Origin of the sequence: Burkholderia sp. BCC0506, assembly GCF_902833145.1 — a bacterium.
In the GTDB taxonomy this organism is placed as follows: domain Bacteria; phylum Pseudomonadota; class Gammaproteobacteria; order Burkholderiales; family Burkholderiaceae; genus Burkholderia.
On the sequence record NZ_CADFEN010000008.1, the window covers coordinates 339,565 to 362,446 of the forward strand.

Annotated in this window: 21 protein-coding genes and 1 pseudogene; 18 read left to right on the forward strand and 4 right to left on the reverse strand. The window is 68.7% G+C overall.

The window, feature by feature from the left end:
* Positions 1-144 precede the first annotated feature (144 nt).
* The 11 genes from HWX62_RS20670 (at position 145) to HWX62_RS20720 (ending at position 11,206) form a co-directional block, all read left to right on the forward strand.
* A complete protein-coding gene (locus tag HWX62_RS20670) occupies positions 145-975 on the forward strand; it encodes a MetQ/NlpA family ABC transporter substrate-binding protein (RefSeq protein WP_175932096.1) in 831 nt (276 codons plus the stop codon).
* A gap of 10 nt (positions 976-985) precedes the next feature.
* Complete coding sequence (locus tag HWX62_RS20675; protein ID WP_175932095.1) at positions 986-2,398, forward strand: LLM class flavin-dependent oxidoreductase; 1,413 nt, start codon at positions 986-988, stop codon at positions 2,396-2,398.
* Between the two features lie 18 nt (positions 2,399-2,416).
* The gene (locus tag HWX62_RS20680) at positions 2,417-3,595 is read left to right on the forward strand and encodes an ATP-binding cassette domain-containing protein (protein ID WP_175932094.1); all 1,179 of its coding nucleotides are present in this window, start codon (positions 2,417-2,419) and stop codon (positions 3,593-3,595) included.
* Positions 3,588-4,244: a methionine ABC transporter permease gene (locus tag HWX62_RS20685; protein ID WP_027781522.1), complete on the forward strand. Its 657-nt coding sequence runs from the start codon at positions 3,588-3,590 to the stop codon at positions 4,242-4,244. Before HWX62_RS20680 ends, HWX62_RS20685 begins: the two co-directional genes overlap by 8 nt.
* A 51-nt stretch (positions 4,245-4,295) precedes the next feature.
* Entirely contained in the window at positions 4,296-5,138 is an 843-nt protein-coding gene (locus HWX62_RS20690; RefSeq protein ID WP_175932093.1) for a hypothetical protein, read from the forward strand.
* Positions 5,135-6,346 carry an acyl-CoA dehydrogenase family protein gene (locus HWX62_RS20695; protein WP_175932092.1) on the forward strand — a complete coding sequence of 404 codons (1,212 nt, stop codon included), beginning with the start codon at positions 5,135-5,137 and terminating at the stop codon, positions 6,344-6,346. Before HWX62_RS20690 ends, HWX62_RS20695 begins: the two co-directional genes overlap by 4 nt.
* Positions 6,347-6,504: 158 nt before the next feature.
* A complete protein-coding gene (gene zigA, locus HWX62_RS20700; protein ID WP_175932091.1) occupies positions 6,505-7,713 on the forward strand; it encodes a zinc metallochaperone GTPase ZigA in 1,209 nt (402 codons plus the stop codon).
* 60 nt (positions 7,714-7,773) lie between these two features.
* On the forward strand, positions 7,774-8,694 hold the full coding sequence (folE2, locus tag HWX62_RS20705) for a GTP cyclohydrolase FolE2 (RefSeq protein ID WP_175932090.1): 921 nt from the start codon (positions 7,774-7,776) through the stop codon (positions 8,692-8,694).
* Positions 8,688-9,269 carry a 6-carboxytetrahydropterin synthase gene (locus tag HWX62_RS20710; RefSeq protein ID WP_175932089.1) on the forward strand — a complete coding sequence of 194 codons (582 nt, stop codon included), beginning with the start codon at positions 8,688-8,690 and terminating at the stop codon, positions 9,267-9,269. The genes folE2 and HWX62_RS20710 overlap by 7 nt, the downstream gene beginning before the upstream one ends.
* Positions 9,266-9,826, forward strand: a complete 561-nt coding sequence (locus HWX62_RS20715) for a carbonate dehydratase (protein ID WP_175932088.1) — start codon at positions 9,266-9,268, stop codon at positions 9,824-9,826. The genes HWX62_RS20710 and HWX62_RS20715 overlap by 4 nt, the downstream gene beginning before the upstream one ends.
* Positions 9,827-9,829: 3 nt before the next feature.
* Complete coding sequence (locus HWX62_RS20720; RefSeq protein WP_175932087.1) at positions 9,830-11,206, forward strand: dihydroorotase; 1,377 nt, start codon at positions 9,830-9,832, stop codon at positions 11,204-11,206.
* Between the two features lie 211 nt (positions 11,207-11,417).
* Here the strand turns inward: HWX62_RS20720 and HWX62_RS20725 are convergent, their stop codons facing one another.
* A complete protein-coding gene (locus tag HWX62_RS20725) occupies positions 11,418-12,266 on the reverse strand; it encodes a helix-turn-helix transcriptional regulator (protein WP_175932086.1) in 849 nt (282 codons plus the stop codon).
* Between the two features lie 63 nt (positions 12,267-12,329).
* Between HWX62_RS20725 and HWX62_RS20730 the strand changes: the two are divergent.
* A pseudogene (locus tag HWX62_RS20730) lies at positions 12,330-12,746 on the forward strand (site-2 protease family protein); the annotation flags it as partial.
* A 65-nt stretch (positions 12,747-12,811) separates the two neighbouring features.
* Here the strand turns inward: HWX62_RS20730 and HWX62_RS20735 are convergent.
* On the reverse strand, positions 12,812-14,206 hold the full coding sequence (locus tag HWX62_RS20735) for an MFS transporter (RefSeq protein WP_175932085.1): 1,395 nt from the start codon (positions 14,204-14,206) through the stop codon (positions 12,812-12,814).
* Positions 14,207-14,452: 246 nt separating this feature from the next.
* On the opposite strand from HWX62_RS20735, the gene HWX62_RS20740 reads away from it, so the two are divergent.
* Together HWX62_RS20740 and HWX62_RS20745 are read left to right on the forward strand one after the other, a co-directional pair.
* Positions 14,453-16,030 (forward strand): aldehyde dehydrogenase (NADP(+)), encoded by a 1,578-nt coding sequence (locus tag HWX62_RS20740; protein WP_175932084.1) that lies wholly within the window; start codon positions 14,453-14,455, stop codon positions 16,028-16,030.
* A 193-nt stretch (positions 16,031-16,223) separates the two neighbouring features.
* Positions 16,224-16,778, forward strand: coding sequence for a hypothetical protein (locus HWX62_RS20745; protein WP_175932083.1), 555 nt, complete (start codon positions 16,224-16,226; stop codon positions 16,776-16,778).
* 111 nt (positions 16,779-16,889) lie between these two features.
* Here HWX62_RS20745 and kdgD read toward each other — a convergent pair whose 3' ends face one another.
* Entirely contained in the window at positions 16,890-17,804 is a 915-nt protein-coding gene (gene kdgD / locus HWX62_RS20750; RefSeq protein WP_175932082.1) for a 5-dehydro-4-deoxyglucarate dehydratase, read from the reverse strand.
* Between the two features lie 229 nt (positions 17,805-18,033).
* Here kdgD and garD point away from each other — a divergent pair, with 229 nt between their 5' ends.
* The 4 genes from garD (at position 18,034) to HWX62_RS20770 (ending at position 21,329) form a co-directional block, all read left to right on the forward strand.
* Complete coding sequence (gene garD / locus HWX62_RS20755; protein ID WP_175932081.1) at positions 18,034-19,587, forward strand: galactarate dehydratase; 1,554 nt, start codon at positions 18,034-18,036, stop codon at positions 19,585-19,587.
* A 184-nt stretch (positions 19,588-19,771) separates the two neighbouring features.
* Complete coding sequence (locus HWX62_RS20760) at positions 19,772-20,164, forward strand: nuclear transport factor 2 family protein (protein ID WP_175932080.1); 393 nt, start codon at positions 19,772-19,774, stop codon at positions 20,162-20,164.
* 79 nt (positions 20,165-20,243) lie between these two features.
* Entirely contained in the window at positions 20,244-20,699 is a 456-nt protein-coding gene (locus HWX62_RS20765; RefSeq protein WP_174434526.1) for an RbsD/FucU family protein, read from the forward strand.
* A gap of 192 nt (positions 20,700-20,891) precedes the next feature.
* A complete protein-coding gene (locus HWX62_RS20770; RefSeq protein WP_006491342.1) occupies positions 20,892-21,329 on the forward strand; it encodes a DoxX family protein in 438 nt (145 codons plus the stop codon).
* A gap of 102 nt (positions 21,330-21,431) precedes the next feature.
* Here HWX62_RS20770 and HWX62_RS20775 read toward each other — a convergent pair whose 3' ends face one another.
* The gene (locus tag HWX62_RS20775) at positions 21,432-22,751 is read right to left on the reverse strand and encodes an MFS transporter (RefSeq protein WP_175932079.1); all 1,320 of its coding nucleotides are present in this window, start codon (positions 22,749-22,751) and stop codon (positions 21,432-21,434) included.
* Positions 22,752-22,882 lie beyond the last annotated feature (131 nt).

The following is a 22,882-nucleotide window of genomic DNA, read 5'->3' on the forward strand; positions in this document are numbered from 1 at the left end:
TCGCTTCGTAGACCGCCCTCCCGCCGCTCTCTATCATCGGCTGATCTTTTTCCGATGCGACGACGACTGTCCGGAGAACGCCCGCGCGTTCGCCGCGGCGTCGCTCATCCGTCGATACCGTCTTTGGACAGGAGAGTGGTTCCCATGCTGCATCCCGTGTTTTCCGCCCGCTTTTCCGCCGGGCGCCTCGCCCGCCTGTTGACGGCCGCGCTGCTCGGCGTCGTGCTGCTGAACGGCGCGCGCGCCGACACCGCGCCGCTGAAGGTCGGCATCTCGACCAGCCCGCAGATCGAGGCGCTGAAGATCGCCGCGAAGGAGGCGAAGGAGCAGGGGCTCGACGTGAAGATCGTCGAATTCACCGACTGGAATACGCCGAACGCGGCGCTCGCGAACAAGGACATCGACGTCAACTACTTCCAGCACATCCCGTTTCTCGAGAACGCGAAGAAGCAGGGCGGCTACAACTTCATCTCGATCGCGCCCGGCACGATCATGAAGATCGGCCTCTATTCGAAGAAGGTGAAAAGCTTCGCCGAGCTGAAGGACGGCGCGCGCGTCGCGATCGCGAACGATCCGGTCAACGGCGGGCGCGGGCTGTTGCTGCTGCAGCGCGCCGGGCTCATCACGCTGAAGCCGGGCGCGGACTACCGCGCGACCACGCACGACATCGTCGCGAACCCGAAGCACCTGAAGATCATCCCGCTCGAGGCGTCGCAGCTCGCGCGTTCGCTCGACGACGTCGATCTCGCGCAGGGTTACCCGAGCTTCATCAAGCTCGCCGGCACGACCGACCCGAACAGCGCGCTGCTGTTCGACGGCACCGAGAACAAGAACTTCGCGATCCAGTGGGTCGTGCGGCCGGAGAGCGCGAACGATCCGCGCATCCGCAAGTTCATCGCGATCTACCAGCACTCGCCGGCGGTGCGCAAGGCACTCGACAACGCGTTCGGCTCGCTGTACGCGATCGCGTGGTGACGGAGGCGGCATGACGACGGCGAACCGCAAGAAGATCCTGCTCAACGCGTTCAACATGAACTGCGTCGGGCACATCAACCACGGGCTGTGGACGCATCCGCGCGACCGCTCCGCGCACTACACCGATCTCGACTACTGGGCCGATCTCGCGAAAACGCTCGAACGCGGCAAGTTCGACGGGATCTTTCTCGCGGACATCGTCGGCGTGTACGACGTGTTCGGCGGCGGGCCGGACGTCGCGCTGCGCGAATCGGTGCAGGTGCCCGTCAACGATCCGCTCTTGCTCGTGCCGGCGATGGCGCAGGTCACGCGGCATCTCGGTTTCGGCGTGACCGCGAACCTGACCTACGAGCCGCCGTACCTGTTCGCGCGCCGCATGTCGACGCTCGATCATCTGACGAAAGGGCGCGTGGGCTGGAACATCGTCACCGGCTACCTCGACAGCGCCGCGCGCGGGATGGGCCTCGCGCAGCAGATCGGCCACGACGACCGCTACGAGCGCGCCGACGACTACATGGACGTCGTCTACAAGCTGTGGGAACAGAGCTGGGACGACGACGCGGTGATCCGCGACGCGCAGGCGCGCGTGTTCGCGCAGCCGGACAAGGTGCGGCGCGTGAAGCACGACGGGCCGTTCTATTCGGTCGATGCGATCCATCTGAGCGAACCGTCGCTGCAACGCACGCCGGTGCTGTACCAGGCCGGCTCGTCCGCGCGCGGCGTCGAGTTCGCGGGCCGTCACGCGGAATGCGTGTTCGTGAACGGACAGAGCAAGGCCGCGGCGCGCGCGGCGGCGCTCGACATCCGCGCGGCCGCCGCGCGGCAGGGCCGCGACCCGGCGTCGATCAGGATCTTTGCCGGCGTGAGCGTCGTGACGGCCGAGACCGAATTGCTCGCGCGCGAAAAGTTCGACGAATACCGGCGCTACGCGAGCCCGGAAGCCGGCCTCGCGCATTTCGCGAGCTCGACCGGCATCGACTTCGCGAAGTACGGCCTCGACGAGCCGATCTCGTACGTGAAGACCGATTCGATCCAGTCGGCCGTCGACGCGATCTCGAAGAAGAGCACGACCGGCACGTGGACCGTGCGCCGCATGCTCGAACAGATGTCGCTCGGCGGCCGCTATGCGCCGATCGTCGGTTCGCCGTCGCAGGTCGCGGACGAGCTGCAGTCGTGGATCGACGAGACCGGCATCGACGGCTTCAACCTGACGCGCACCGTGATGCCCGAGTCGTTCGAGGATTTCGTCGACTGGGTCGTGCCCGAGCTGCAGAACCGCGGCGTCTACAAGGAAGACTACGATCCCGCGCCGACGCTGCGCGAGAAGCTGTTCGGCGCAGGCCCGCGCCTGCCGGCCTGGCATACGGGCGCGCAGCATCGGCCGGCGGCCGTGGCCGAACCCGCGTATCCCGGGCATGCCTGAACGTGACGGAGCGAAGCGATGACGCAATTGTTCGATACGCTGGGGTTCATCGAGGCGTCGGCCGTGCGTGCCGGCGCCGGTGCGGCGGCGCATGAGGAAGGCGTGACGCCCGCCGCCGGCGCGGCCGTGTCGCTGGAACACGTCGGCAAGGTGTTCGCGACCCCGCGCGGCCAGGCCGCCGCGCTGCGCGACGTGACGCTCGACGTGCGGCGCGGCGAGGTATTCGGGATCATCGGCCGCAGTGGCGCGGGCAAGAGCACGCTGCTGCGGCTCCTGAACGGCCTCGAACGGCCGAGCTCGGGCCGCGTGCGCGTGCAGGGCGTCGACGTCGGCGCGCTCGACGAGGACGGCCTCGTCGCGTTGCGGCGCCGCACCGGCATGGTGTTCCAGCATTTCAACCTGCTGTCCGCGAAGACGGTGTTCGAGAACGTCGCGCTGCCGCTGAAGATCGCCGGCGTGCCGAAGGCCGAGCGCGCGCGCAAGGTCGACGCGCTGCTCGACCTCGTCGGGCTCGCCGCGAAGCGCGACGCGTATCCGGCCAGCCTGTCGGGCGGCCAGAAGCAGCGTGTCGGCATCGCGCGCTCGCTCGTGCACGATCCCGAGGTGCTGCTGTGCGACGAAGCGACGTCGGCGCTCGATCCGGAAACCACGCAATCGATCCTCGCGCTGCTTGCCGACATCAACCGCCGTCTCGGGCTCACGATCGTGCTGATCACGCACGAGATGGAAGTGATCCGCGCGGTGTGCGACACGGTCGCGGTGATCGAACAGGGCGAAGTCGTCGAAACTGGCCCCGTGTGGCGCGTGTTCGGCGATCCGCGCCACGGCGCGACGCGTGCGCTGCTAAGCACGCTGCAGCACGACCTGCCGGCCGAGCTGGCCGCGCGCGTGCGGCCGCTGCCGGAACACGCCGCGCTGCCCGACGGCGCACAGATCGTGCTCGACGTCCGCTATACGGGCGAGAGCGGCGGCGAACCGGACGTCGGCGCGCTCGCGGCGGCGCTCGGCGGCTCCGTGCGGTTCCTGCACGGCGGCATCGAAAGCATCCAGGGGCACGCGCAGGGGCGGCTCGTGATCGCCGCGACGCCGCGTGCGGATGACGCCGGCTCGCCGGCGGCGCGCGGCGGCGCGGTCGCCGCGCTACTCGAACGCGCGCGCCGTCATGCGAATCATGCGGAGGTGCTCGGCTATGTTTGAGCTCTGGTGGCCCGAACTGCTCGACGCGATCCGCGACACGCTGTCGATGGTCGCCGCGTCGGCCGCGATCGCGGCGCTGATCGGCATCCCGCTCGCGGTGATCCTCGTGACCACCGCGCCCGGCGGCATCTACGCGCGGCGCGGCGTGAACGCCGTGCTCGGCGCGCTCGTCAACGTGTTCCGTTCGACGCCGTTCATCATCCTGCTGGTCGCGCTGCTGCCGTTCACGCGTGTGCTGATCGGCACGACGATCGGCGTGTGGGCGGCCGTCGTGCCGCTGTCGATCGCCGCGATCCCGTTCTTCGCGCGGATCGCCGAAGTGAGCCTGCGCGAAGTCGATCGCGGGCTGATCGAGGCCGCGCTCGCGATGGGCGCGAAGCGCCGCCACATCGTGTGGCACGTGCTGCTGCCCGAAGCGCTGCCCGGCATGCTCGGCGGCTTCACGATCACCGTCGTCGCGCTGATCGGCTCGACCGCGATGGCGGGCGCCGTCGGCGCGGGCGGGCTCGGCGATCTCGCGATCCGCTACGGCTATCAACGTTTCGACACCACCGTCATGGCGACCGTGATCGTGATCCTGATCGCGCTCGTCTCGGCCGTGCAAATCACGGGCGACCGCCTGGTCCGACGCGTGACCCGGCGAACCTGAGCGACGCCACAAGCGTCCGCTCGCTTCATTCCTGATCCTGAGAGAAAACCTATGACTTTGCCCATCGGCGCGCCGCGCGAATGGAACGGACAATTCGAGGAAGCGCTGTTTCTCGACGTGGCGCGACGCCATCGTCCGGACTTCCCCGACAAGGTGGCGACGCCGCCGCGCGAGCCGCGCAACGACGACGAGCTGGCCGCCGTCGCCGACTACTACACGAAGATGGCGTCGCACGACCTGTTCATCGTGCAGGTCGTCGCGAAGGCGATCGACACGCTGTTCCGCGACGATCCGCATTTCCAATTGATCCTGTCGCGCCAGCTCGGTGACGACGGCGCGCACGCGGTGATCGGCCGCGAACGCGTGACCGAACTCACCGGGCGCGATCCGCTGCCGGAAGTCGACCGGCTCGTCGCCGCGCACTGGGCGCGTATCGGCGACATCGCGGTGCGCGACGTCGCCGGCTTTCTCGCGTTCGAATGGCATTACGAGCTGCACATCCTCGCGAAGCTGTGGATCCAGCGCAAGACCGGCCGCATCGGCGACGGCGCGATGCGCGAGCATGGCGAGAACCGGATCCGGCCGGACGAGGAATGGCATCGCGTGCAGATCGTCCAGTGGTGGTTCGACACGCTGCAGGCGCTGCCGGTGGCCGAGCGCGACGCGTTGATCGATCGCGTGATCGCGGCCGACGAGGAAACCCAGGCGCGGCTCGACGGCTACCTGCACGACGAGTACGCGCATACCGCACTGGTGTTCGGCGCGGATATCGCCGAATATCGTGCGATCTACGACGACTGGCGGCGCGAGATCCTGTCGCGGCTGACCGGCCGCGAGCTTCGCGCGCTCGTACCGCTGTCGGGCGAAACCGTTGAACAGGAAGCTGTCGCATGAACGATCCACGCGGCCCGGCGACGCTGGCGCCGGATACCGAACCACCGGCCGTCGACCGCGAAGCGCTGGCGCGCGCGATCGACGCGCTGCGCGTGAGTGCCGCCGAGCGCGACCGCGCGGGCGGCCATGCCGCGCAGGAAAAGCAGTGGCTCGCCGACGCAGGCCTGCTGACGCTCGCGGTGCCGCGCGCGTTCGGCGGCCAGGAAGCGCCATGGCCCGCGATCTACGACGCGATCCGGCAGGTCGCGCGGGTCGACAGCGCGCTTGCGCATCTCGTCGGCTTCCAGTGCCTGCAGGTGGTGAGCGTCGACGTGTGGGGCAATGCCGCGCAGCGCGAGCGCTACCTGCGCGGCACGGTCGACGGGCGCTGGTGGTGGGGCAACGCGGTCAATCCGCTCGACACGCGGCTCGTGGCCACGGCGACGCCCGACGGCGGCTACCGGCTCGACGGCGTGAAGGGATTCTGTTCCGGCACGCGCGGCTCGCAGCGGATGACGGTATCCGCGCACGATCCGGCCATCGGCCGCACCGTGTTCGGCGTGGTGCCGACCGATCGTGCCGGGATCACCGTCAACGACGACTGGGATCCGGTCGGCCAGCGCCAGACCGACAGCGGCAGCGTGCGCTTCGACGGCGTGACGCTCGCGGCGGACGAGGTGCTGCACCGCTCGGAAGCGCCGCCGACGCCGCGCGCGACGCTGCGCACGCTCGTGTCGCAGCTCGTGCTGACGAACCTGTTCGTCGGCCTGGCCGAAGGCGCGCTGGCCGAGGCGCGCGACTACGTGCGCCAGCATGGCCGCCCGTGGATTCACTCGGACGTCGAGCGGGCCGAAGACGATCCGTACACGCTGCAGCGCTTCGGCGACATGCGCGTGCGCGCGGTGGCCGCGGCGGCGCTGGCCGATCGCGCGGCCATCGCGCTGCAGCACGCATGGGCGCGGCAGGAGGCGCTGACGGCCGACGAGCGCGCCGAGGTCGCGCTCGCGGTATCGGAAGCGAAGATCGTCGCGCAGCGCGCGGCGCTCGACAACGGCGAGGCGCTGTTCGACGCGTGCGGCGCACGCGCGACGGCCGCGTCGCTCGGCCTCGACCGCTTCTGGCGGAATGCGCGCACGCATACGCTGCACGACCCGCTCGACTACCGGCTGCGCGACGTGGGCCGGTTCGCGCTGAGCGCGGAATTGCCGCCGGCGTCGCTCTATACGTGATGCGCAGCGGGGCGGTACCGGCGCGGCGCCGCGTACTGCCCTCGCTGTCAGCACAAGCACATCGATGAGCGGGACAGCTGGACGTTCGAAATGATATGTTATATCGTAGCGATACAATATATCATCTGATCCTCGACGTCCTCTTCCGGAATCGCCCGATGAACCCCGCCCTTCAACCGTCCACGCGGCTTCCCGTGACTGTCCTGTCCGGCTTTCTCGGCGCCGGCAAGACGACGCTGCTCAACCACATCCTCAACAATCGCGAGGGCCGGCGCGTCGCGGTCATCGTCAACGACATGTCGGAGGTCAACATCGACGCCGCGCTCGTGCGCGACGGCGGCGCGGGGCTGTCGCGCACCGACGAGAAGCTGGTCGAGATGAGCAACGGCTGCATCTGCTGCACGCTGCGCGAGGATCTGCTGATCGAGGTCGACCGGCTCGCGCGCGAAGGGCGCTTCGATCAGTTGGTAATCGAATCGACCGGCATCTCGGAGCCGCTGCCGGTGGCCGAGACGTTCACGTTCGAAGGCGAGGACGGCCGCAGCCTCGGCGAAGTCGCGCGGCTCGACACGATGGTGACGGTGGTCGACGCGCTCAATTTCCTGCGCGATTACGCGTCGCGCGACAGCCTGCAAGCGCGCGGCGAATCGATGGGCGACGACGACGCGCGCACGGTCGTCGATCTGCTGATCGACCAGATCGAGTTCTGCGACGTGCTCGTGATCAACAAGATCGACCTGATCGACGCCGGCGCGCGCGAGCGGTTGGTCGCGCTGCTGCGCGGGCTGAACCGGCGCGCGCGGATCGAGATCGCCGAATTCGGCAAGGTGCCGCTCGAGCGTGTGCTCGACACGGGCCTGTTCGATTTCGACGCGGCGTCGCGCGCGCCGGGCTGGCTGCAGGAGCTGCGCGGCACGCACACGCCGGAGACCGACGAATACGGGATCCGCAGCTTCGTCTATCGCGCGCGGCGGCCGTTTCATCCGCGGCGCTTCTTCGATCTCGTCGAAAGCGAATGGCCGGGTGTCGTCCGCTCGAAGGGGTTCTTCTGGCTCGCCACGCATCCGACCGTCGCCGGTTCGTGGTCGCAGGCCGGCGCGGTCGCGCGGCACGGGCCGGCCGGCCACTGGTGGGCGGCCGTGCCGCCCGAGCGCTGGCCGCAGGACGCGGAAGCCGTCGCGCAGATCCGCGCGCGCTGGGACGAGCACGTCGGCGACGCCCGGCAGGAACTCGTGCTGATCGGCATGGACATGGACGAGCCGGCGCTGCGCGCGCGCTTCGACGCGTGTCTGCTGACCGATGCCGAGATGGCTGCCGGCCCCGAACACTGGACCACGTGGGACAGCCCGTTTCGCGACTGGCCCTGACCTGAACGCGCGCTTCCTGCATCGATCCGGATGGAGAAGGCGCTTCACCGGATTTCAAGCATGAATGCAGCGCTTCCCGATATTTCCCTGACCGATGCCGCGCCGGGCCGTCGCCCGCTCGAATGGGTCGGCATGCAGGGCATCGACCTGCCCGTCGTCGTGGCGGAGCCCGGCTGCCGGCGCGACGTGCATGCGCGTGTCGACGTACAGGTCGATCTGCCCGCGCCGCAGGTGAAAGGCATCCACATGTCGCGGCTGTACGCGCTGCTCGACGGGCTGGCCGACGGCGAAGCGTTGTCGCCGGCCGGCCTGCGGCGCGTGCTGCGCGCGATGGTCGACAGCCATCGCGATTGCGATACGGGCCGCGCGCGCGCGCGGTTGCGCTTCGACCTGCTGGCTCGCCGCGCGGCGCTCGTGACCGACGGGCTGGCCGGCTGGAAGGCCTATCCGGTGCGGATCGACGCGACGCTCGCCGGCGACGCGTTCGAACTGCGCGCGCAGGCGACGGTTATCTATTCGTCGACGTGCCCGTGCTCGGCCGCGTTATCGCGGCACTGGATCGAACAGGCGTTCCTGAGCACGTTCGGCGGCGACGCTCGCGTGGAGCCGGCGGCGGTCGCCGCGTGGCTGAAACGGCAGGCGACGGCCGCCACGCCGCACAGCCAGCGCAGCGAAGCCGTCGTCAGCGTGGCGCTGCCGGCCGATCGCGCAACGTTGGGGCTGATCGACCTGATCGATCGCGTCGAGCATGCGCTCGGCACGCCGGTGCAGACCGCCGTCAAGCGCGCGGACGAGCAGGCGTTCGCGGTGCTGAACGGCGGGAACCCGATGTTCGTCGAGGACGCGGCGCGCCGCGTGCAGGCCGCGCTGGAAGATCGTCATGCGAGCCCGCGCGTGCATGTGCGTCATCTCGAAAGCCTGCATCCGCACGATGCGGTGGCGTGGGCTGCGCCGCTGGATGAAGGCGCCGACGCATGCTGATCCGCAAGCTGTTCCGCTTCGAGAATGCGCACGTCGTGCGCGGCTGCAGCACGCGGCGCTGCTCGCATTCGATCCACGGCCATTCGTACCGCGTGGAGCTGCTGCTCGAAGCGCATGCGCTGGACCACGGGCAGATGATCTACGACTTCGGGCTGCTCAAGGGCGACGTGCGCGACCTGATCGATGCGTTCGACCATGCGGTGACGCTGTGGTCGGACGACGATCCGTGCTACGTCGAAAGCATGCGTCGGCATTCGGAGCGCTGGGTGCTGCTGCCGGTGTCGCCGAGCGCCGAGCAGTTCTCGCGCGTGTTCTTTCGCCTCGTCGACGCGGCGCTGCGCGGGACGCGCATGTCGAACGGCGAAGCCGACGTGCGGCTGCATTCGGTGATCGTTCACGAGACCGAGACCGGCTACGCGCAGTGTTTCCGCGACGACGCCTTCAATCCGCGCATGGGCCGCATCGACCTCGATGCGATCGTGTTCGCGCCGGCCATCGTCGCGCAGTGGCGCGATCCCGGCCTGTTCGAGCGGCTCAAGCGAAGCCATGTCCTTTCCCGGCAGGAATCCTCATGATCCGAAAGAACCCGCGCGGCGACCTGCCGCAGATTCATCCGGACGCGTTCGTCGATCCGACCGCCATCCTGTGCGGGTGCGTGATCGTCGAGGAGAACGTGTTCATCGGCCCGTACGCGGTGATCCGTGCCGACGAAACCGATGCGCGCGGCGAGATCGCGCCGATCGTGATCGGTGCACATTCGAACATCCAGGACGGCGTCGTGATCCATTCGAAATCGGGCGCGAGCGTGACGATCGGCCGGCACACGTCGATCGCGCATCGCGCGATCGTCCACGGGCCGTGCACCGTCGGCGACGGCGTGTTCGTCGGGTTCAACAGCGTGCTGTTCAACTGCACGATCGACGACGGCTGCGTGGTGCGCTACAACGCGGTCGTCGACGGCTGCCACTTGCCGCCGGGCTTCCACGTGCGCTCGACCGAACGCATCGGGCCGGAAACCGATCTCGCCGCGTTGCCGCAGGTGACGGCCGACGCGAGCGATTTCTCCGAGGACGTCGCGCGCACGAACAACGCGCTGGTGCTCGGTTACAAGCGGATCCAGAACGAGTTCTGAGTCATGGACGAGCGGATGCGGCGCGAAGGGGACGACCGAGCGAAACGACGGCACGCCGATCTGCTGGTGCACGGCGGCACGGTGATGACGCCCAATGGCGCCGAGCGGATCGACGTCGCATGCGCGGATGGCCGCGTCGTCGCGCTGGGTGCGTTGCACGGCACCTGGAGCGCCGACGTGCAGCTCGATGCGCGCGGATTGCACGTGCTGCCGGGCGTGGTCGACAGCCAGGTGCATTTCCGCGAGCCGGGGCTCACGCACAAGGAGACCCTCGAGGCCGGCACGCGCGGCGCGGTGCTCGGCGGCGTCACGACGATCTTCGAGATGCCCAATACGCATCCGCTGACGCTGAGCGAGCGGGACTTGCAGACGAAGCGGGACCTGGCGCACGGCCGCGCATGGTGCGACTACGCGTTCTACATCGGCGGCTCCGCCGTGAATGCCGAACGGCTGCCGGCGCTCGAATGCTTGCCCGGCTGCGCGGGCGTGAAGGTTTTCATGGGCAGCTCGTTCGGCGATCTGCTGGCCGACGACGAAACCGTGCTGCGCCGGATCCTGCGCAACGGCCGGCGACGCATGGCCGTGCACGCGGAGGACGACGCGCGGCTGCGCGAACGCAAGGCGATCGCGGAAGCGAGCGGCGACGTGCGCGACCATCCGCGCTGGCGCGACGTGGAAAGCGCGCTGGCCGCGACGCGGCGCATCGTCGGGCTGGCAGCGGAAGTGGGCCGCCGGCTGCATGTGCTGCACGTGTCCACCGCGGATGAAATGGCGTTTCTCGCACGGCACCGGCGGCGCGTGACCGTCGAAGTCACGCCGCATCACCTGAGCCTGCATGCGCCCGATTGCTACGAGCGGCTCGGCACGTTCGCGCAGATGAATCCGCCCGTGCGCGAACGGCATCATCGCGACGCGCTGTGGCAGGCCGTGCGCGACGGCGTGGTCGACGTGATCGGCAGCGATCATGCGCCGCACACGCGCGACGAGAAGCGCCGCCCGTATCCGCAGTCGCCGAGCGGGATGACCGGCGTGCAGACGCTGCTGCCGCTGATGCTCGACCACGTGCAGGCCGGCCGCCTGAGCCTCGAACGGCTGGTCGACCTGACGAGCGCCGGGCCGGCGCGCGTTTTCGGCATCGAAGGGAAGGGGCGCATTGCGGCGGGCTACGACGCCGATTTCAGCATCGTCGACCTGCGCGCGCGGCGGGTCATCCGCGACGAATGGATCGCGAGCGTGAGCGGCTGGACGCCGTACGACGGATGCGCGGTCACGGGGTGGCCCGTGCATACGGTCGTGCGCGGGCAGGTCGTCGTGCGGGATGGGGCGCTGCACGGGCAGCCGACCGGGGAGCCGGTGACATTTCTGGATGCGGCGGCTTGACCGGAACGGTGTGCGGCCCGTTGCAGCGTCCGCTCGGTAAGCCGCATCCCGCACGAGCGCATCGGCCTTGCCCGCCTGCGCCTGGGCGATCGGCATGCCATCGGCGATCGGCCCGGCGGTCTTGCCGACTGCCGAATCCGAAGGTCGCGCTTTTCGATCCGACGCTCGAGCGCCGCCGATCGCGACCGCAGCGCCGGCATGCCGGCCGGCTTCACTCTGCCGGCAATGTAGCCGCCAGCGCCCGCATCGCCTCCCCCGTTTCCGGGTTCGCCGGAAAGAACGCCTCGATCGCGAGTTCCGACAGCGTCACGTCGACCGGCGTGCCGAACACCGTCGTCGTACTGAAGAACGTCAGCTCGCCGCTCGCCGTGCGTAGCCGCAGCGGCACGGCGATATCCGCGAAATCGGTGCGTGCGTGCGAATCGTCGGGCTGCCCGGCCGGCGCCGGATACGCGGCCAGCTCATCGCGCAGCGCATGCAGCGTCCGATCACCGCTCGCGTCGATCTGCCGCTGCAGCCGATGCAGGATGTGCGCGCGCCATTCGTGCCAGTTGACGATCTGCGACGCGAGACCGTCCGGATGCAGGCTCAGCCGCAGCACGTTGACGGGCGGCTGCAGCAGTGCCGGATCGGCCTGCGCGACCAGCGCGCCGAGCATCCGGTTCGCGGCGAGCAGCGTCCAGTGGCGATCCACCGCGAGCGCCGGATAAGGCTCGTGCCCGCGCAGCACGGCTTCGACCGCATGACGCGCGGCATCCAGTTGCGGGTCCGAAAACGGCCGTTCACGAAACAGCGGCGCGAAGCCGGCCGCGACGAGCAGCGCATTGCGTTCGCGCAGCGGCACGTCGAGGCGTTCGGCGAGATGCAGCACCATCTCGCGGCTCGGCTGCGCGCGGCCCGATTCGACGAAGCTCAGGTGGCGCGCGGACACTTCCGCATCGAGCGCGAGCGCCATCTGGCTCAGGCGCCGGCGTTGCCGCCACGTGCGCAGCAGCGGGCCGACGCCGGACGCGCGGCCGGCGGACGGGGAAGGCGAATGGAGGGGGGCGGTCGAGTTCATGGGGGAGATGATAGGCAATCCCGCGCACCCCGGGCATTACCTGCGAGGTAAGCATTCCGGAGCGGCGCGCTGGCCTGCTACGCGGCCGCACGGCACGCCGACAGCAACCTGCTGCTTGCGTTGTCGTACACGGGTTTCTTCCTCAATCTGTTCAACATGATTCCGCTGTCGCCGTTCGACGGCGGGCGGATCACCGCGGTGCTGTCGCCGCGCATCGGGTTCGCGGGCGTGCCGGTGCTGATCGCGCTGTTCGTGTATCGGCCGAGCCCGCTGCTGATCGTGATGGCGATCGTCGCGCTTCCGCAACTGAAGCGCGCGTGGCGCTACGATCCCGACGCGCCGGGAAACCGCGTGTACTATGCGACGTCGATCGAGACGAAGACGACCTACGCGCTCTGCTACGTCGGCCTGCTCGCGTTTCTCGCGCTGATGACGTCCGGCGTGCACGACATGCTGCGCGTCGTGCATGCGTCGACCTGACGGCGGCCGGATGCAAAAACACGGCGGCCGCTTCGACGCGGCCGCCGTGTTTCAAAGGTCGGACCTTACGCGTCGCGATGACGCAGTTCGACGCGCTTGATGTCCTTCACGATCACGAGATAGCTGAACACGGTGACGAGCGCATTCAGCCCGACGAACACGAGCGCGCCGTTGAACGAGCCGCTTGCGCCGACGAGATACCCGATCGCGATCGGCGCGACGATGCCCGCCGTGTTGCCGAACATGTTGAACAGGCTGCCCGACAGGCCGATCGCTTCCTTCGGCGCGGTATCCGCGACGACGGCCCAGCCGAGCGAGCCGATTCCCTTGCCGAAGAACGACACGGCCATCAGCATGATGACCAGCGCTTCGCTGTCGACGTAGTTGCAGCCGATGATCGCCATCGACAGCGCCATCCCGCCGACGATCGGGATCTTGCGCGCGAGCGTCAGCGATACGCCGCGGCGGATCAGCGCGTCCGACAGCATTCCGCCGAGCACGCCGCCGAGGAAGCCGCAGATCGCCGGCAGCGACGTCATGAAGCCGGCCTTCAGCAGCGACATCCCGCGCGCCTGCACGAGGTAGATCGGGAACCACGTGAGGAAGAAGTACGTGAGCACGTTCACGCAGTACTGGCCGAGGTACACGCCGATCAGCATCCGGTTCGACAGCAACTGGCGCACGTAGTACCAGCCGGCCACGCGGCTGCCTTCGGAAGCGCTGCCGCCGCTGCCGCGCGCGCCGGCCGGCCCGCCCGTCGACCGCACGAGGCCGCCGCCCTGCTCGATATGGTCGAGTTCCGCCCGGTTCACGGCCGGATGGTCGGCCGGGTCCTTCACGACGCGCAGCCACAGGAACGCGAGCGCGATGCCGGCCAGGCCGAGCCACAGGTACACCTGATGCCAGCCGTACGCATGGGTGAGCCAGGCCATCAGCGGCGAGAACACCACGGCCGCGAAGTACTGCGCGGCATTGAAGATCGCCGACGCGGTGCCGCGTTCGGCGGTCGGGAACCAGCTCGCGACGACCTTCGCGTTCGCCGGAAACGCGGGCGCTTCCGCGATGCCGACCGCGAAGCGCATCGCGAACAGCGCGGCGACCGCGAACGCGGCGCTGCCGCCGAGGCCGATCGTGCTCTGCAGCAGCGTGAACGCCGACCACAGGAAGATGCTCGCCGCGTACACGCGCCGTGCGCCGAAGCGGTCGAGCAGCCAGCCGCTCGGCAGTTGCGCGAGCACGTACGCCCAGCTGAACGCCGAAAAGATGTAGCCCATCGTCACCGGATCGATGCCGAACGCCTTGCGGATCGGCGTGCCGGTAATCGACAGCGTGGCGCGGTCCGCGTAATTGAGCGTCGTGACGACGAACAGCATCGCCAGGATCCAGTAGCGCACGGCGGTTCGGCGCGCGGTGCGCGCGAGGTCGAGCGGAAGATCGCGAGGGGAGGTCTGATTGTTCACTTTAAACGTACGTCGTCGTATGACATGGGCGAAAGTTTATTGATAATGGCCCGATTCAGAAACTTCGGGTTTTCCCTTTGGATCGTCGTCACAGTGTGGGAAGGTCGGGATTTTCTGGCCGGGACAGGCTTTCGGAGGTATCGTCGTCGCCTTCGCAGGCGGCGAGAATGATACGACCTTGTCGGCAGACATCGTATCTGTTGAGCTACAATGAGCAATCCATACCCGAACCACGGAGCACACCCCATGCAACTGACAGGAGAGATGCTGATCGGCGCCGAAGCGGTGGCCGGCTCGGCCGGCACCTTGCACGCGTTCGATCCGACGAAGGGCGCGCCGATCGACGTTCCGGCGTTCGGCGTCGCGACGCAGGCCGACGTCGACCGCGCGTGCGAACTCGCCCGCGACGCGTTCGATGCGTATCGCTCGCAGCCGCTCGCGGCCCGCGCGGCGTTTCTCGAAGCGATCGCCGATGAAATCGTCGCGCTCGGCGAGGCGCTGATCGAGCGCGCGCATGCCGAAACGGGTCTGCCCGTCGCGCGGCTGCAGGGCGAGCGCGGCCGCACCGTCGGCCAGCTCCGGCTGTTCGCGCGCGTCGTGCGCGACGGGCGCTTCCTCGCCGCGTCGATCGATCCCGCGCAGCCGGCACGCACGCCGCTGCCGCGCTCCGACCTGCGGCTGCAGAAAGTCGCGCTCGGGCCCGTCGCCGTGTTCGGCGCGAGCAATTTCCCGCTCGCGTTCTCGGTGGCCGGCGGCGATACCGCGTCGGCGCTGGCAGCCGGCTGCCCGGTGATCGTGAAGGCGCATGAAGCGCACCTCGGCACGTCCGAGCTGGTCGGCCGCGCGATCCGCGCCGCCGTCGCGAAAACCGGCATGCCGGCCGGCGTGTTCTCGCTGCTGATCGGCCCCGGCCGCGTGACCGGCGCGGCGCTGGTCAGCCATCCGGCGATCCAGGCGGTCGGTTTCACCGGTTCGCGACAGGGCGGGATGGCGCTCGTGCAGCTCGCGAACGCGCGTGAACAGCCGATTCCCGTCTATGCGGAAATGAGCAGCATCAACCCGGTCGTGCTGTTCCCGGCCGCGCTGGCCGCGCGCGGCGACGCGATCGCGACGGGCTTCGTCGATTCGCTGACGCTCGGCGTCGGCCAGTTCTGTACCAATCCGGGCCTCGTGCTCGCGATCGACGGCCCCGATCTCGACCGCTTCGAGACCGTCGCCGCGCAGGCGCTCGCGAAGAAGCCGGCCGGCGTGATGCTCACGCCCGGCATTGCCGATGCATACCGCAATGGCCGCGGCAAGCTGGCCGAACTGCCGGGCGTGCGCGAGATCGGCGCGGGCGAGGCCGCGCAGACCGACTGCCAGGCGGGCGGCGCGCTGTACGAAGTGGGCGCGCAGGCGTTCCTGGCCGAGCCGGCGTTCAGTCACGAGGTGTTCGGGCCGGCGTCGCTGATCGTGCGCTGCCGCGATCTCGACGAAGTCGCGCGCGTGCTCGACGCGCTCGAAGGCCAGTTGACGGCCACGCTGCAGATCGACGCCGACGACAAGCCGCTCGCGCGCCGGCTGCTGCCGATCCTCGAACGCAAGGCCGGCCGCCTGCTGGTCAACGGTTACCCGACCGGCGTCGAGGTATGCGACGCGATGGTGCACGGCGGGCCGTTCCCCGCGACGTCGAACCCGGCCGTCACGTCGGTCGGCGCGACCGCGATCGAGCGTTTCCTGCGGCCCGTGTGCTATCAGGACTTCCCGGACGACCTGCTGCCCGACGCGCTGCAGGAAGGCAATCCGCTCGCGATTCCGCGGCTGCGGGACGGCAAGGCGGAGTGACGCGGCGGCGGCCCGGCGGCGAACGCCGGGCTGCTCGCCGGATGGACGAAAGCGGAGGCGGCCGATGGCCGTCTCCGCTTTTTTTCAGGGTGCCTTCCCTGTTGCCGGCGTTTCTCCTACAGTAGCGAAGCCTCGGGCCGTCCGGCCCGCAGGCGAGCCTGAGAGACGCACAAGACCAACAAGGAACCATCCGATGAATATCAGCAAGCGAGGCGACCACCTGTTCGCGGCCGGGTTGTGGAAAGCGATCGGCGACGTCGCGAAATCGGTCCGTACCCAGATCGGCGAATACAGCGAGGGGCGCGTGCTGGCCGACGCGCTGTTCGCGCTGCAGCGCGAGCTGGGCGGCAGCGAATTCGACGTGACGATCAACCAGGGGCGGCCCGTCGCGGGCTCCGATCCGCATTCGTTGATTTTCGGCAGGGCCGTCGAGCGCTTCAAGCACGACATGGAGGCGGTGGTGTTCGCGCTGAAGCACCGCCGCAGCATCGACGCACCCAACGGTGCGCAGCGCGCCGGAGAACTGACGCAGGCCAACACGCATCTCGCGACCGCGAAGCAGTACGCGATGTTGACGGTCGGGCGATTCTTCGATGCGGTCGTCGACCGCGACGTGCTGGAGCAGATCGTGGCTGCCGAGTCGCCGGCGCGCGGCCGGCCGATCGCGGCGCGCAAGGGGATCGACGAGACGCAGCGCACGCTCACCAGTGTGCGCCAGCGGATCATCGGCGCGATCGCGCAGATGTAATGCAATGGCCGCGCCGGCTCGTCGAGCCGCGCGGCCATCGGGTGATACCGATACGGGGCGCGGCCGGCGCGCGGTGTCGATGCTGCAGGCCCGCGCCGCCGGCAACCCCGCTTACTGCGGGCCCATCTTCCTGATCAGCACGTCGAGCTCGGCCGCTTCTTCGTCGGTCAGATCGACGAGCGGCGCGCGCACCGGGCCCGCGTCGTGGCCGACGAGCTTCGCGCCCGCCTTCACGATGCTGACCGCGTAGCCTGCGCGGCGATTGCGGATCTTCAGGTACGGCAGGAAGAACTCGTCGATCAGGCGGCCGACCGTCGCGTGGTCGTCCTTCGCGATCGCTTCGTAGAATGCCATCGCCGTCTTCGGGATGAAGTTGAACACGGCCGACGAGTACACCGGCACGCCGAGCGCCTTGTACGCGGCCGCATAGACTTCGGCCGTCGGCAGGCCGCCGAGGTACGCAAAGCGGTCGCCGAGGCGGCGGCGGATCGTCACCATGCTCTCGATTTCGCCGACACCGTCCTTGAAGCCGATCAGGTTGGGGCAACGGTCGGCGAGGCGCTCGAGCATGTCCGCATTCAGCTTCGAATTCGCGCGGTTGTACACCACGACGCCGATCTTCAGCGCGCGGCACACCTGCTCGACGTGCTCGGCGATCCCTTCCTGGCTCGCTTCGGTCAGGTAGTGCGGCATCAGCAGCACGCCGCTCGCGCCGAGGCGCTCGGCTTCCTGCGCATATTCGATCGCGACGCGCGTCGCGCCGCCCGCGCCGGCGAGGATCGGCACCTTGCCCTTGCAGGTTTCCGTCGCGACGCGGATCACGTCCGAATACTCGCGCTGCGTGAGCGAGAAGAATTCGCCGGTGCCGCCGGCCGCGAACAGCGCGCTCGCGCCATACGGCGCCAGCCATTCGAGACGTTCGGCATAGGTGGACGGACGGAAGCTGCCGTCGGCGTCGAAATCCGTCAGCGGAAACGACAGCAGGCCGTGGGAGATGATCTGTTTGAGTTCTTGCGGTGAAGTCATGGTTGGGGTCGTCCGTCTAGCGCGAGTGCAGGTTCGTCGGGAACGGCATACGAGCCGAATTGGCGATGTCGTTGTATGTCATCGTACAACGCAAGAACGAGCGGCGCAAGCGGTTTGCTGGTGGGTCAAGGGTAGGGTCTTTCCGGATAAGGGTTTACGCAGCATCGTCGATTGAGGTTGAATGTCGTATGATGACTAACGATATCGCAGACCGCTTCCAGGAATTCCGATGACAGCCTCCCCTCTCTACATCCGCGTGCATCCGGACGACAACGTCGCGATCGTCGTCAACGACGGCGGTTTGCCCGAAGGCGCGACGTTCGCCGACGGGCTGACGCTGCGCGAAGGCGTGCCGCAGGGGCACAAGGTCGCGCTCGTCGACCTCGCGGCCGGCGATCCGGTCATTCGCTACAACGTGGTGATCGGCTATGCACTGACCGACCTGCGCCGCGGCAGCTGGGTCAACGAGCGCACGATGCGCATGCCCGAGCCGCCGGGCCTCGACGACCTGCCGCTCGCCACGCGCGCCGCGCCGCCGCTCGAGCCGCTCGAAGGCTACACGTTCGAGGGTTTCCGCAATGCGGACGGCTCGGTCGGCACGCGCAACATCCTCGCGATCACGACGACCGTGCAGTGCGTGTCGGGCGTCGTCGAGCATGCGGTGAAGCGGATCAAGGACGAACTGCTGCCGCGCTACCCGAACGTCGACGACGTGGTCGGGCTCGAACATACGTACGGCTGCGGCGTCGCGATCGATGCGCCGGACGCCGACATCCCGATCCGCACGCTGCGCAACATCAGCCTGAATCCGAACTTCGGCGGCGAGGTGATGACCGTGAGCCTCGGCTGCGAGAAGCTGCAGCCCGAGCGCCTGCTGCCGCCGGGCGCGATTCCGGTGGCCGCCGACGGCGCGACCGGCAACGGCGGCGTCGTCTGCCTGCAGGACGCCGCGCACGTCGGCTTCAACTCGATGATCGACTCGATCATGAAGATGGCCGAAGCGCATCTCGAGCGGCTCAACCGCCGCCGTCGCGAAACCTGCCCCGCGTCGGATCTCGTCGTCGGCGTGCAGTGCGGCGGCAGCGACGCATTCTCCGGGCTCACCGCGAACCCGGCGGTCGGCTTCGCGGCCGACCTGCTGGTGCGGGCCGGCGCGACGATCATGTTCTCGGAAGTGACCGAAGTGCGCGACGGCGTCGCGCAGCTTACGTCGCGCGCGGCGAACCAGGATGTCGCCCGCGAGATCATCCGCGAGATGGATTGGTACGACCGCTACCTGCAACGGGGCCGCGTCGACCGCAGCGCGAACACGACGCCGGGCAACAAGAAGGGCGGGCTGTCGAACATCGTCGAGAAGGCGATGGGGTCGATCGTGAAGTCGGGCAGCGCGCCGATCGCCGGCGTCGTGCGCCCCGGCGACCGTGCGCGGCAAAAGGGGCTGCTGTACGCGGCGACGCCCGCGAGCGATTTCATCTGCGGCACGCTGCAGCTCGCGGCGGGGATGAACCTGCACGTTTTCACGACGGGGCGCGGCACGCCGTACGGCCTCGCGCAGGTGCCGGTGATCAAGGTCGCGACGCGCAGCGATCTCGCGCGCCGCTGGCACGACCTGATGGATCTCGACGCGGGGCGGATCGCGACCGGCGCGGCGACGATCGAGGACACGGGCTGGGAGCTGTTCCGGCTGATGCTCGACGTCGCCAGCGGCAAGCGCCGCACGTGGGCCGAGCAATGGAAGCTCGCGAATGCGCTGACGCTGTTCAATCCGGCGCCGGTGACCTGACGCGTGCGGTGGTGGCGGCAAGACGATGCGGGCGCCTTCGGGCGCCCGTTTTCGCGGGAGCGGCGCGGGCGCGATTTCCTTACCTCGTACGTAATCGACCGCCCGCGCGCGCCCGGCGACGATAGCGGCACGCGGACACGAAACGTTCGCGACATCGTCCGTCACCGACTCAAGGAGCCTTGCCATGAACACCGCTCAATCCGCATCGTCCGTTCACGCCAACCTGATCGACCGCTACTTCGACGCGTGGAACGAACCCGACGCCGCACGCCGCCGCGCGCTGATCGACGCGACGTACGCGAGCGACGCGGCCTATCGCGATCCGCTGATGGCCGGCGACGGCCATGCGGGCATCGACACGATGATCGCCGCCGTGCAGCAACGCTTCCCCGCGTACCGCTTCCGCCGCACGACCGACGTCGATGCGTTCGGCCAGCATCTGCGATTCTCGTGGTCGCTCGTGTCGCCCGACGGCGCCGCGATCGTGAAGGGTTCGGACTTCGGCACCGTCGACGCGTCGGGCCGCCTCGCGTCGGTCACGGGTTTCATCGACGAAATGCCGGCCGCGGCGTCGTGACCCGAACGGCACATGCGCAACGGTCGCCGGGATCGGGTAACGTTATGCGATTCGTTCCCCACCCCGGAGACCAACCGACATGCTGAAGAATCTCGACCCGCTGCTGCACGCCGACATCCTGCACACGCTGCGCGCGATGGGCCACGGTGACGAAATCGCGATCTGCGACGCGAATTTCCCGGCGGAATCCGTCGCGGAGCACACGGTGGTCGGCCGCGCGCTGCGCATCGACGGCGCCGATTCGGCGCGCGTCGTGCGCGCGGTGCTGTCCGTGCTGCCGCTCGATACGTTCGTCGACACGCCCGCGTGGCGGATGGAAGTCGTCGGCGACGCGGCCGCGGTGCCGCCCGTGCAGCGCGAAGTGCAGGCCGAGATCGACCGCGCGGAAGGGCGCACGGTGCCGCTCACCGGCGTCGAACGTTTCGCGTTCTACGAGCGCGCGCAGCAGGCGTATGCGGTGATCGTCACCGGCGAGACGCGCGGCTACGGCTGCTTCATCTTCAAGAAAGGCGTGCTGTTGAGCGACGCGGGCTAAACGCGTTTTTCGGCGCGCCGGGCCGCCGGCGCGGCCGCCGCGGTGTAAAGATTTGCTACAACCTTTTTCTTGGACACCGCGAAAAGACCCTCTATGCTGGCCCATTTGCCGCGCGCCCTCCGGGGCCGCGCGGCCCCGAACCGCACGGGCGCGCCCGGCGCGGGCGGCCGAATTGCATACGAGGAGAAAGGCATGACGCGTACCGTCGATTCCGGCGTCATTTTTTTCGCACGCCTGGCGCTGGCGGCGTTGTTCTTGTGGGGCGGCATCATGAAGCTGCTCGGCTACAGCGACTTCGTCGCGTATCTGCACGGGATGAACGTGCCCTATCAGCAGGTCGTCGCGCCGATCGTCGTCGCGATCGAGGGGCTCGGCGGCCTGCTGCTGATCGTCGGCTACAAGGTACGGCCGCTCGCGTTGCTGATGGCGGTCTACACGATCGCGACCGCGATGGTCGGGCACAATTTCTGGGACGCGACGAATGCCGCCGTCCAGCACGACATGGTGATTCACTTCTGGAAGAACGTCGCGATCGCCGGCGGTTTCCTGCTGCTGTTCGTCACCGGTGCCGGCGGCGCGAGCATCGACGCGCTGCGCCGGCCGAGCTCGTCGTACGGCGTGCTGCGTTGAACTGAGCGAACGCCGCGCCACGGCGCCGAGCCAAAACGAAAGGGCCGGATCCCGCACGCCGCGGGATCCGGCCCTTCGTTCATGAAGCGGGCGGGTTGGCGCTCAGTGTGCGCTCTTCACGTCCTTCACATCCTTCGCATCCTTCGCGAACTGCACGGCGATCGCGCCGAGTACGCAGATCGCCGCGACGTAGACGACCGGCGCGAGCGGATTCGACTTCATCATCAGCGACACGATCACCGGCGTGAGGCCGCCGAAGATCGCATACGCGACGTTGTACGAGAACGAGATGCCCGAGAAGCGCACGACCGCCGGGAAGCTCTTGACCATCACGAACGGCACCGCGCCGATCGTGCCGACCATGAAGCCCGCGATCCCGTAGTAGAGCGGCAGCGTCGACGCATCGGCCGCGACCTGCGCGAACAGCAGGTAGTAGCACGCGGCCAGCCCGATGCCGCCGATGCCGAGCACGCGCTTCGCGCCGATCCAGCCCGCGAGCGAGCCGGCGGTGATGCAGCCGGCCGTCAGGCACAGCGTCGCGATGCTGTTCGCGAACAGCGTCGTCGCGGGCGTCAGGTGGAACTGCTTCTGCAGCAGCGCGGGCGTCATCAGGATCACGACGACGATCGCGGCCGACAGCATCCACGTGAGCAGCATCGACACGATCACCGCGCGGCCGTGGTCGCGCAGCACCGCCTTCAGCGGAATCTCGGCCGCGAGCGCCTTCTTCGCCTTCATCTCGGCGAACACCGGCGTTTCGTGCAGCCAGCGGCGCAGGTACACGGAGAACAGCCCGAACACGCCGCCGAGCAGGAACGGGATGCGCCACGCGAACGCGCCGACTTCGGCCGCGGAGTAGCGGCTGTTGATGCCGGCCGCGACGAGCGAGCCGAGCAGGATGCCGGCCGTGAGGCCCGCGGTCAGCGTGCCGCAGGCATAGCCGATATGGCGCGACGGCACGTGCTCGGACACGAACACCCATGCGCCCGGCACTTCGCCGCCGACCGCCGCGCCCTGCAGCACGCGGAACAGCAGCAGCAACACCGGTGCGAGGATGCCGATCGTGTCGTAGGTCGGCAGCAGGCCCATCAGCAGCGTCGGCACCGACATCATCAGCACGCTCAGCGTGAACATCCGCTTGCGGCCGAACAGGTCGCCGAAGTGCGCCATGATCACGCCGCCGAGCGGGCGCGCGAGATAGCCGGCCGCGAAGATGCCGAACGTCTGCAACTGGCGCAGCCAGTCGGGAATGTCGTGCGGGAAGAACAGCTGCCCAATCGCCGGCGCGAAGAACACGAAGATGATGAAGTCGTAGAACTCGAGGGCGCCGCCGAGTGCGGCAAGGCCAAGGGTCTTGTAGTCGCTGCGCGTGAGCGCGCGTTCGGCGGCGCGAGGCACGCCGCTCAATTCGGAAGCTTGCATGGTCAGGACGATCGGTTTTCGAATGTAGTTGTCGGTGCTGCGTCTCCAGGGCCCGCTTTTCGGCATGGACTGACAAGGCGCGGCTTGCGTCGTCGAAGCGTGCCGCGTACCGGGTGGGGCACGAAACACGC

Coding starts and splice junctions, on each gene's coding strand:
- HWX62_RS20720 (WP_175932087.1), top strand. CDS start 9,830: ATGGACGAGCGGATGCGGCGCGAAGGGGACGACCGAGCGAAACGACGG.
- HWX62_RS20765 (WP_174434526.1), top strand. CDS start 20,244: ATGCTGAAGAATCTCGACCCGCTGCTGCACGCCGACATCCTGCACACG.
- HWX62_RS20675 (WP_175932095.1), top strand. CDS start 986: ATGACGACGGCGAACCGCAAGAAGATCCTGCTCAACGCGTTCAACATG.
- HWX62_RS20745 (WP_175932083.1), top strand. CDS start 16,224: ATGAATATCAGCAAGCGAGGCGACCACCTGTTCGCGGCCGGGTTGTGG.
- HWX62_RS20770 (WP_006491342.1), top strand. CDS start 20,892: ATGACGCGTACCGTCGATTCCGGCGTCATTTTTTTCGCACGCCTGGCG.
- HWX62_RS20685 (WP_027781522.1), top strand. CDS start 3,588: ATGTTTGAGCTCTGGTGGCCCGAACTGCTCGACGCGATCCGCGACACG.
- HWX62_RS20670 (WP_175932096.1), top strand. CDS start 145: ATGCTGCATCCCGTGTTTTCCGCCCGCTTTTCCGCCGGGCGCCTCGCC.
- HWX62_RS20725 (WP_175932086.1), bottom strand. CDS start 12,266: ATGAACTCGACCGCCCCCCTCCATTCGCCTTCCCCGTCCGCCGGCCGC.
- garD (WP_175932081.1), top strand. CDS start 18,034: ATGACAGCCTCCCCTCTCTACATCCGCGTGCATCCGGACGACAACGTC.
- HWX62_RS20740 (WP_175932084.1), top strand. CDS start 14,453: ATGCAACTGACAGGAGAGATGCTGATCGGCGCCGAAGCGGTGGCCGGC.
- HWX62_RS20775 (WP_175932079.1), bottom strand. CDS start 22,751: ATGCAAGCTTCCGAATTGAGCGGCGTGCCTCGCGCCGCCGAACGCGCG.
- kdgD (WP_175932082.1), bottom strand. CDS start 17,804: ATGACTTCACCGCAAGAACTCAAACAGATCATCTCCCACGGCCTGCTG.
- HWX62_RS20680 (WP_175932094.1), top strand. CDS start 2,417: ATGACGCAATTGTTCGATACGCTGGGGTTCATCGAGGCGTCGGCCGTG.
- HWX62_RS20715 (WP_175932088.1), top strand. CDS start 9,266: ATGATCCGAAAGAACCCGCGCGGCGACCTGCCGCAGATTCATCCGGAC.
- HWX62_RS20695 (WP_175932092.1), top strand. CDS start 5,135: ATGAACGATCCACGCGGCCCGGCGACGCTGGCGCCGGATACCGAACCA.
- HWX62_RS20690 (WP_175932093.1), top strand. CDS start 4,296: ATGACTTTGCCCATCGGCGCGCCGCGCGAATGGAACGGACAATTCGAG.
- HWX62_RS20710 (WP_175932089.1), top strand. CDS start 8,688: ATGCTGATCCGCAAGCTGTTCCGCTTCGAGAATGCGCACGTCGTGCGC.
- folE2 (WP_175932090.1), top strand. CDS start 7,774: ATGAATGCAGCGCTTCCCGATATTTCCCTGACCGATGCCGCGCCGGGC.
- HWX62_RS20760 (WP_175932080.1), top strand. CDS start 19,772: ATGAACACCGCTCAATCCGCATCGTCCGTTCACGCCAACCTGATCGAC.
- zigA (WP_175932091.1), top strand. CDS start 6,505: ATGAACCCCGCCCTTCAACCGTCCACGCGGCTTCCCGTGACTGTCCTG.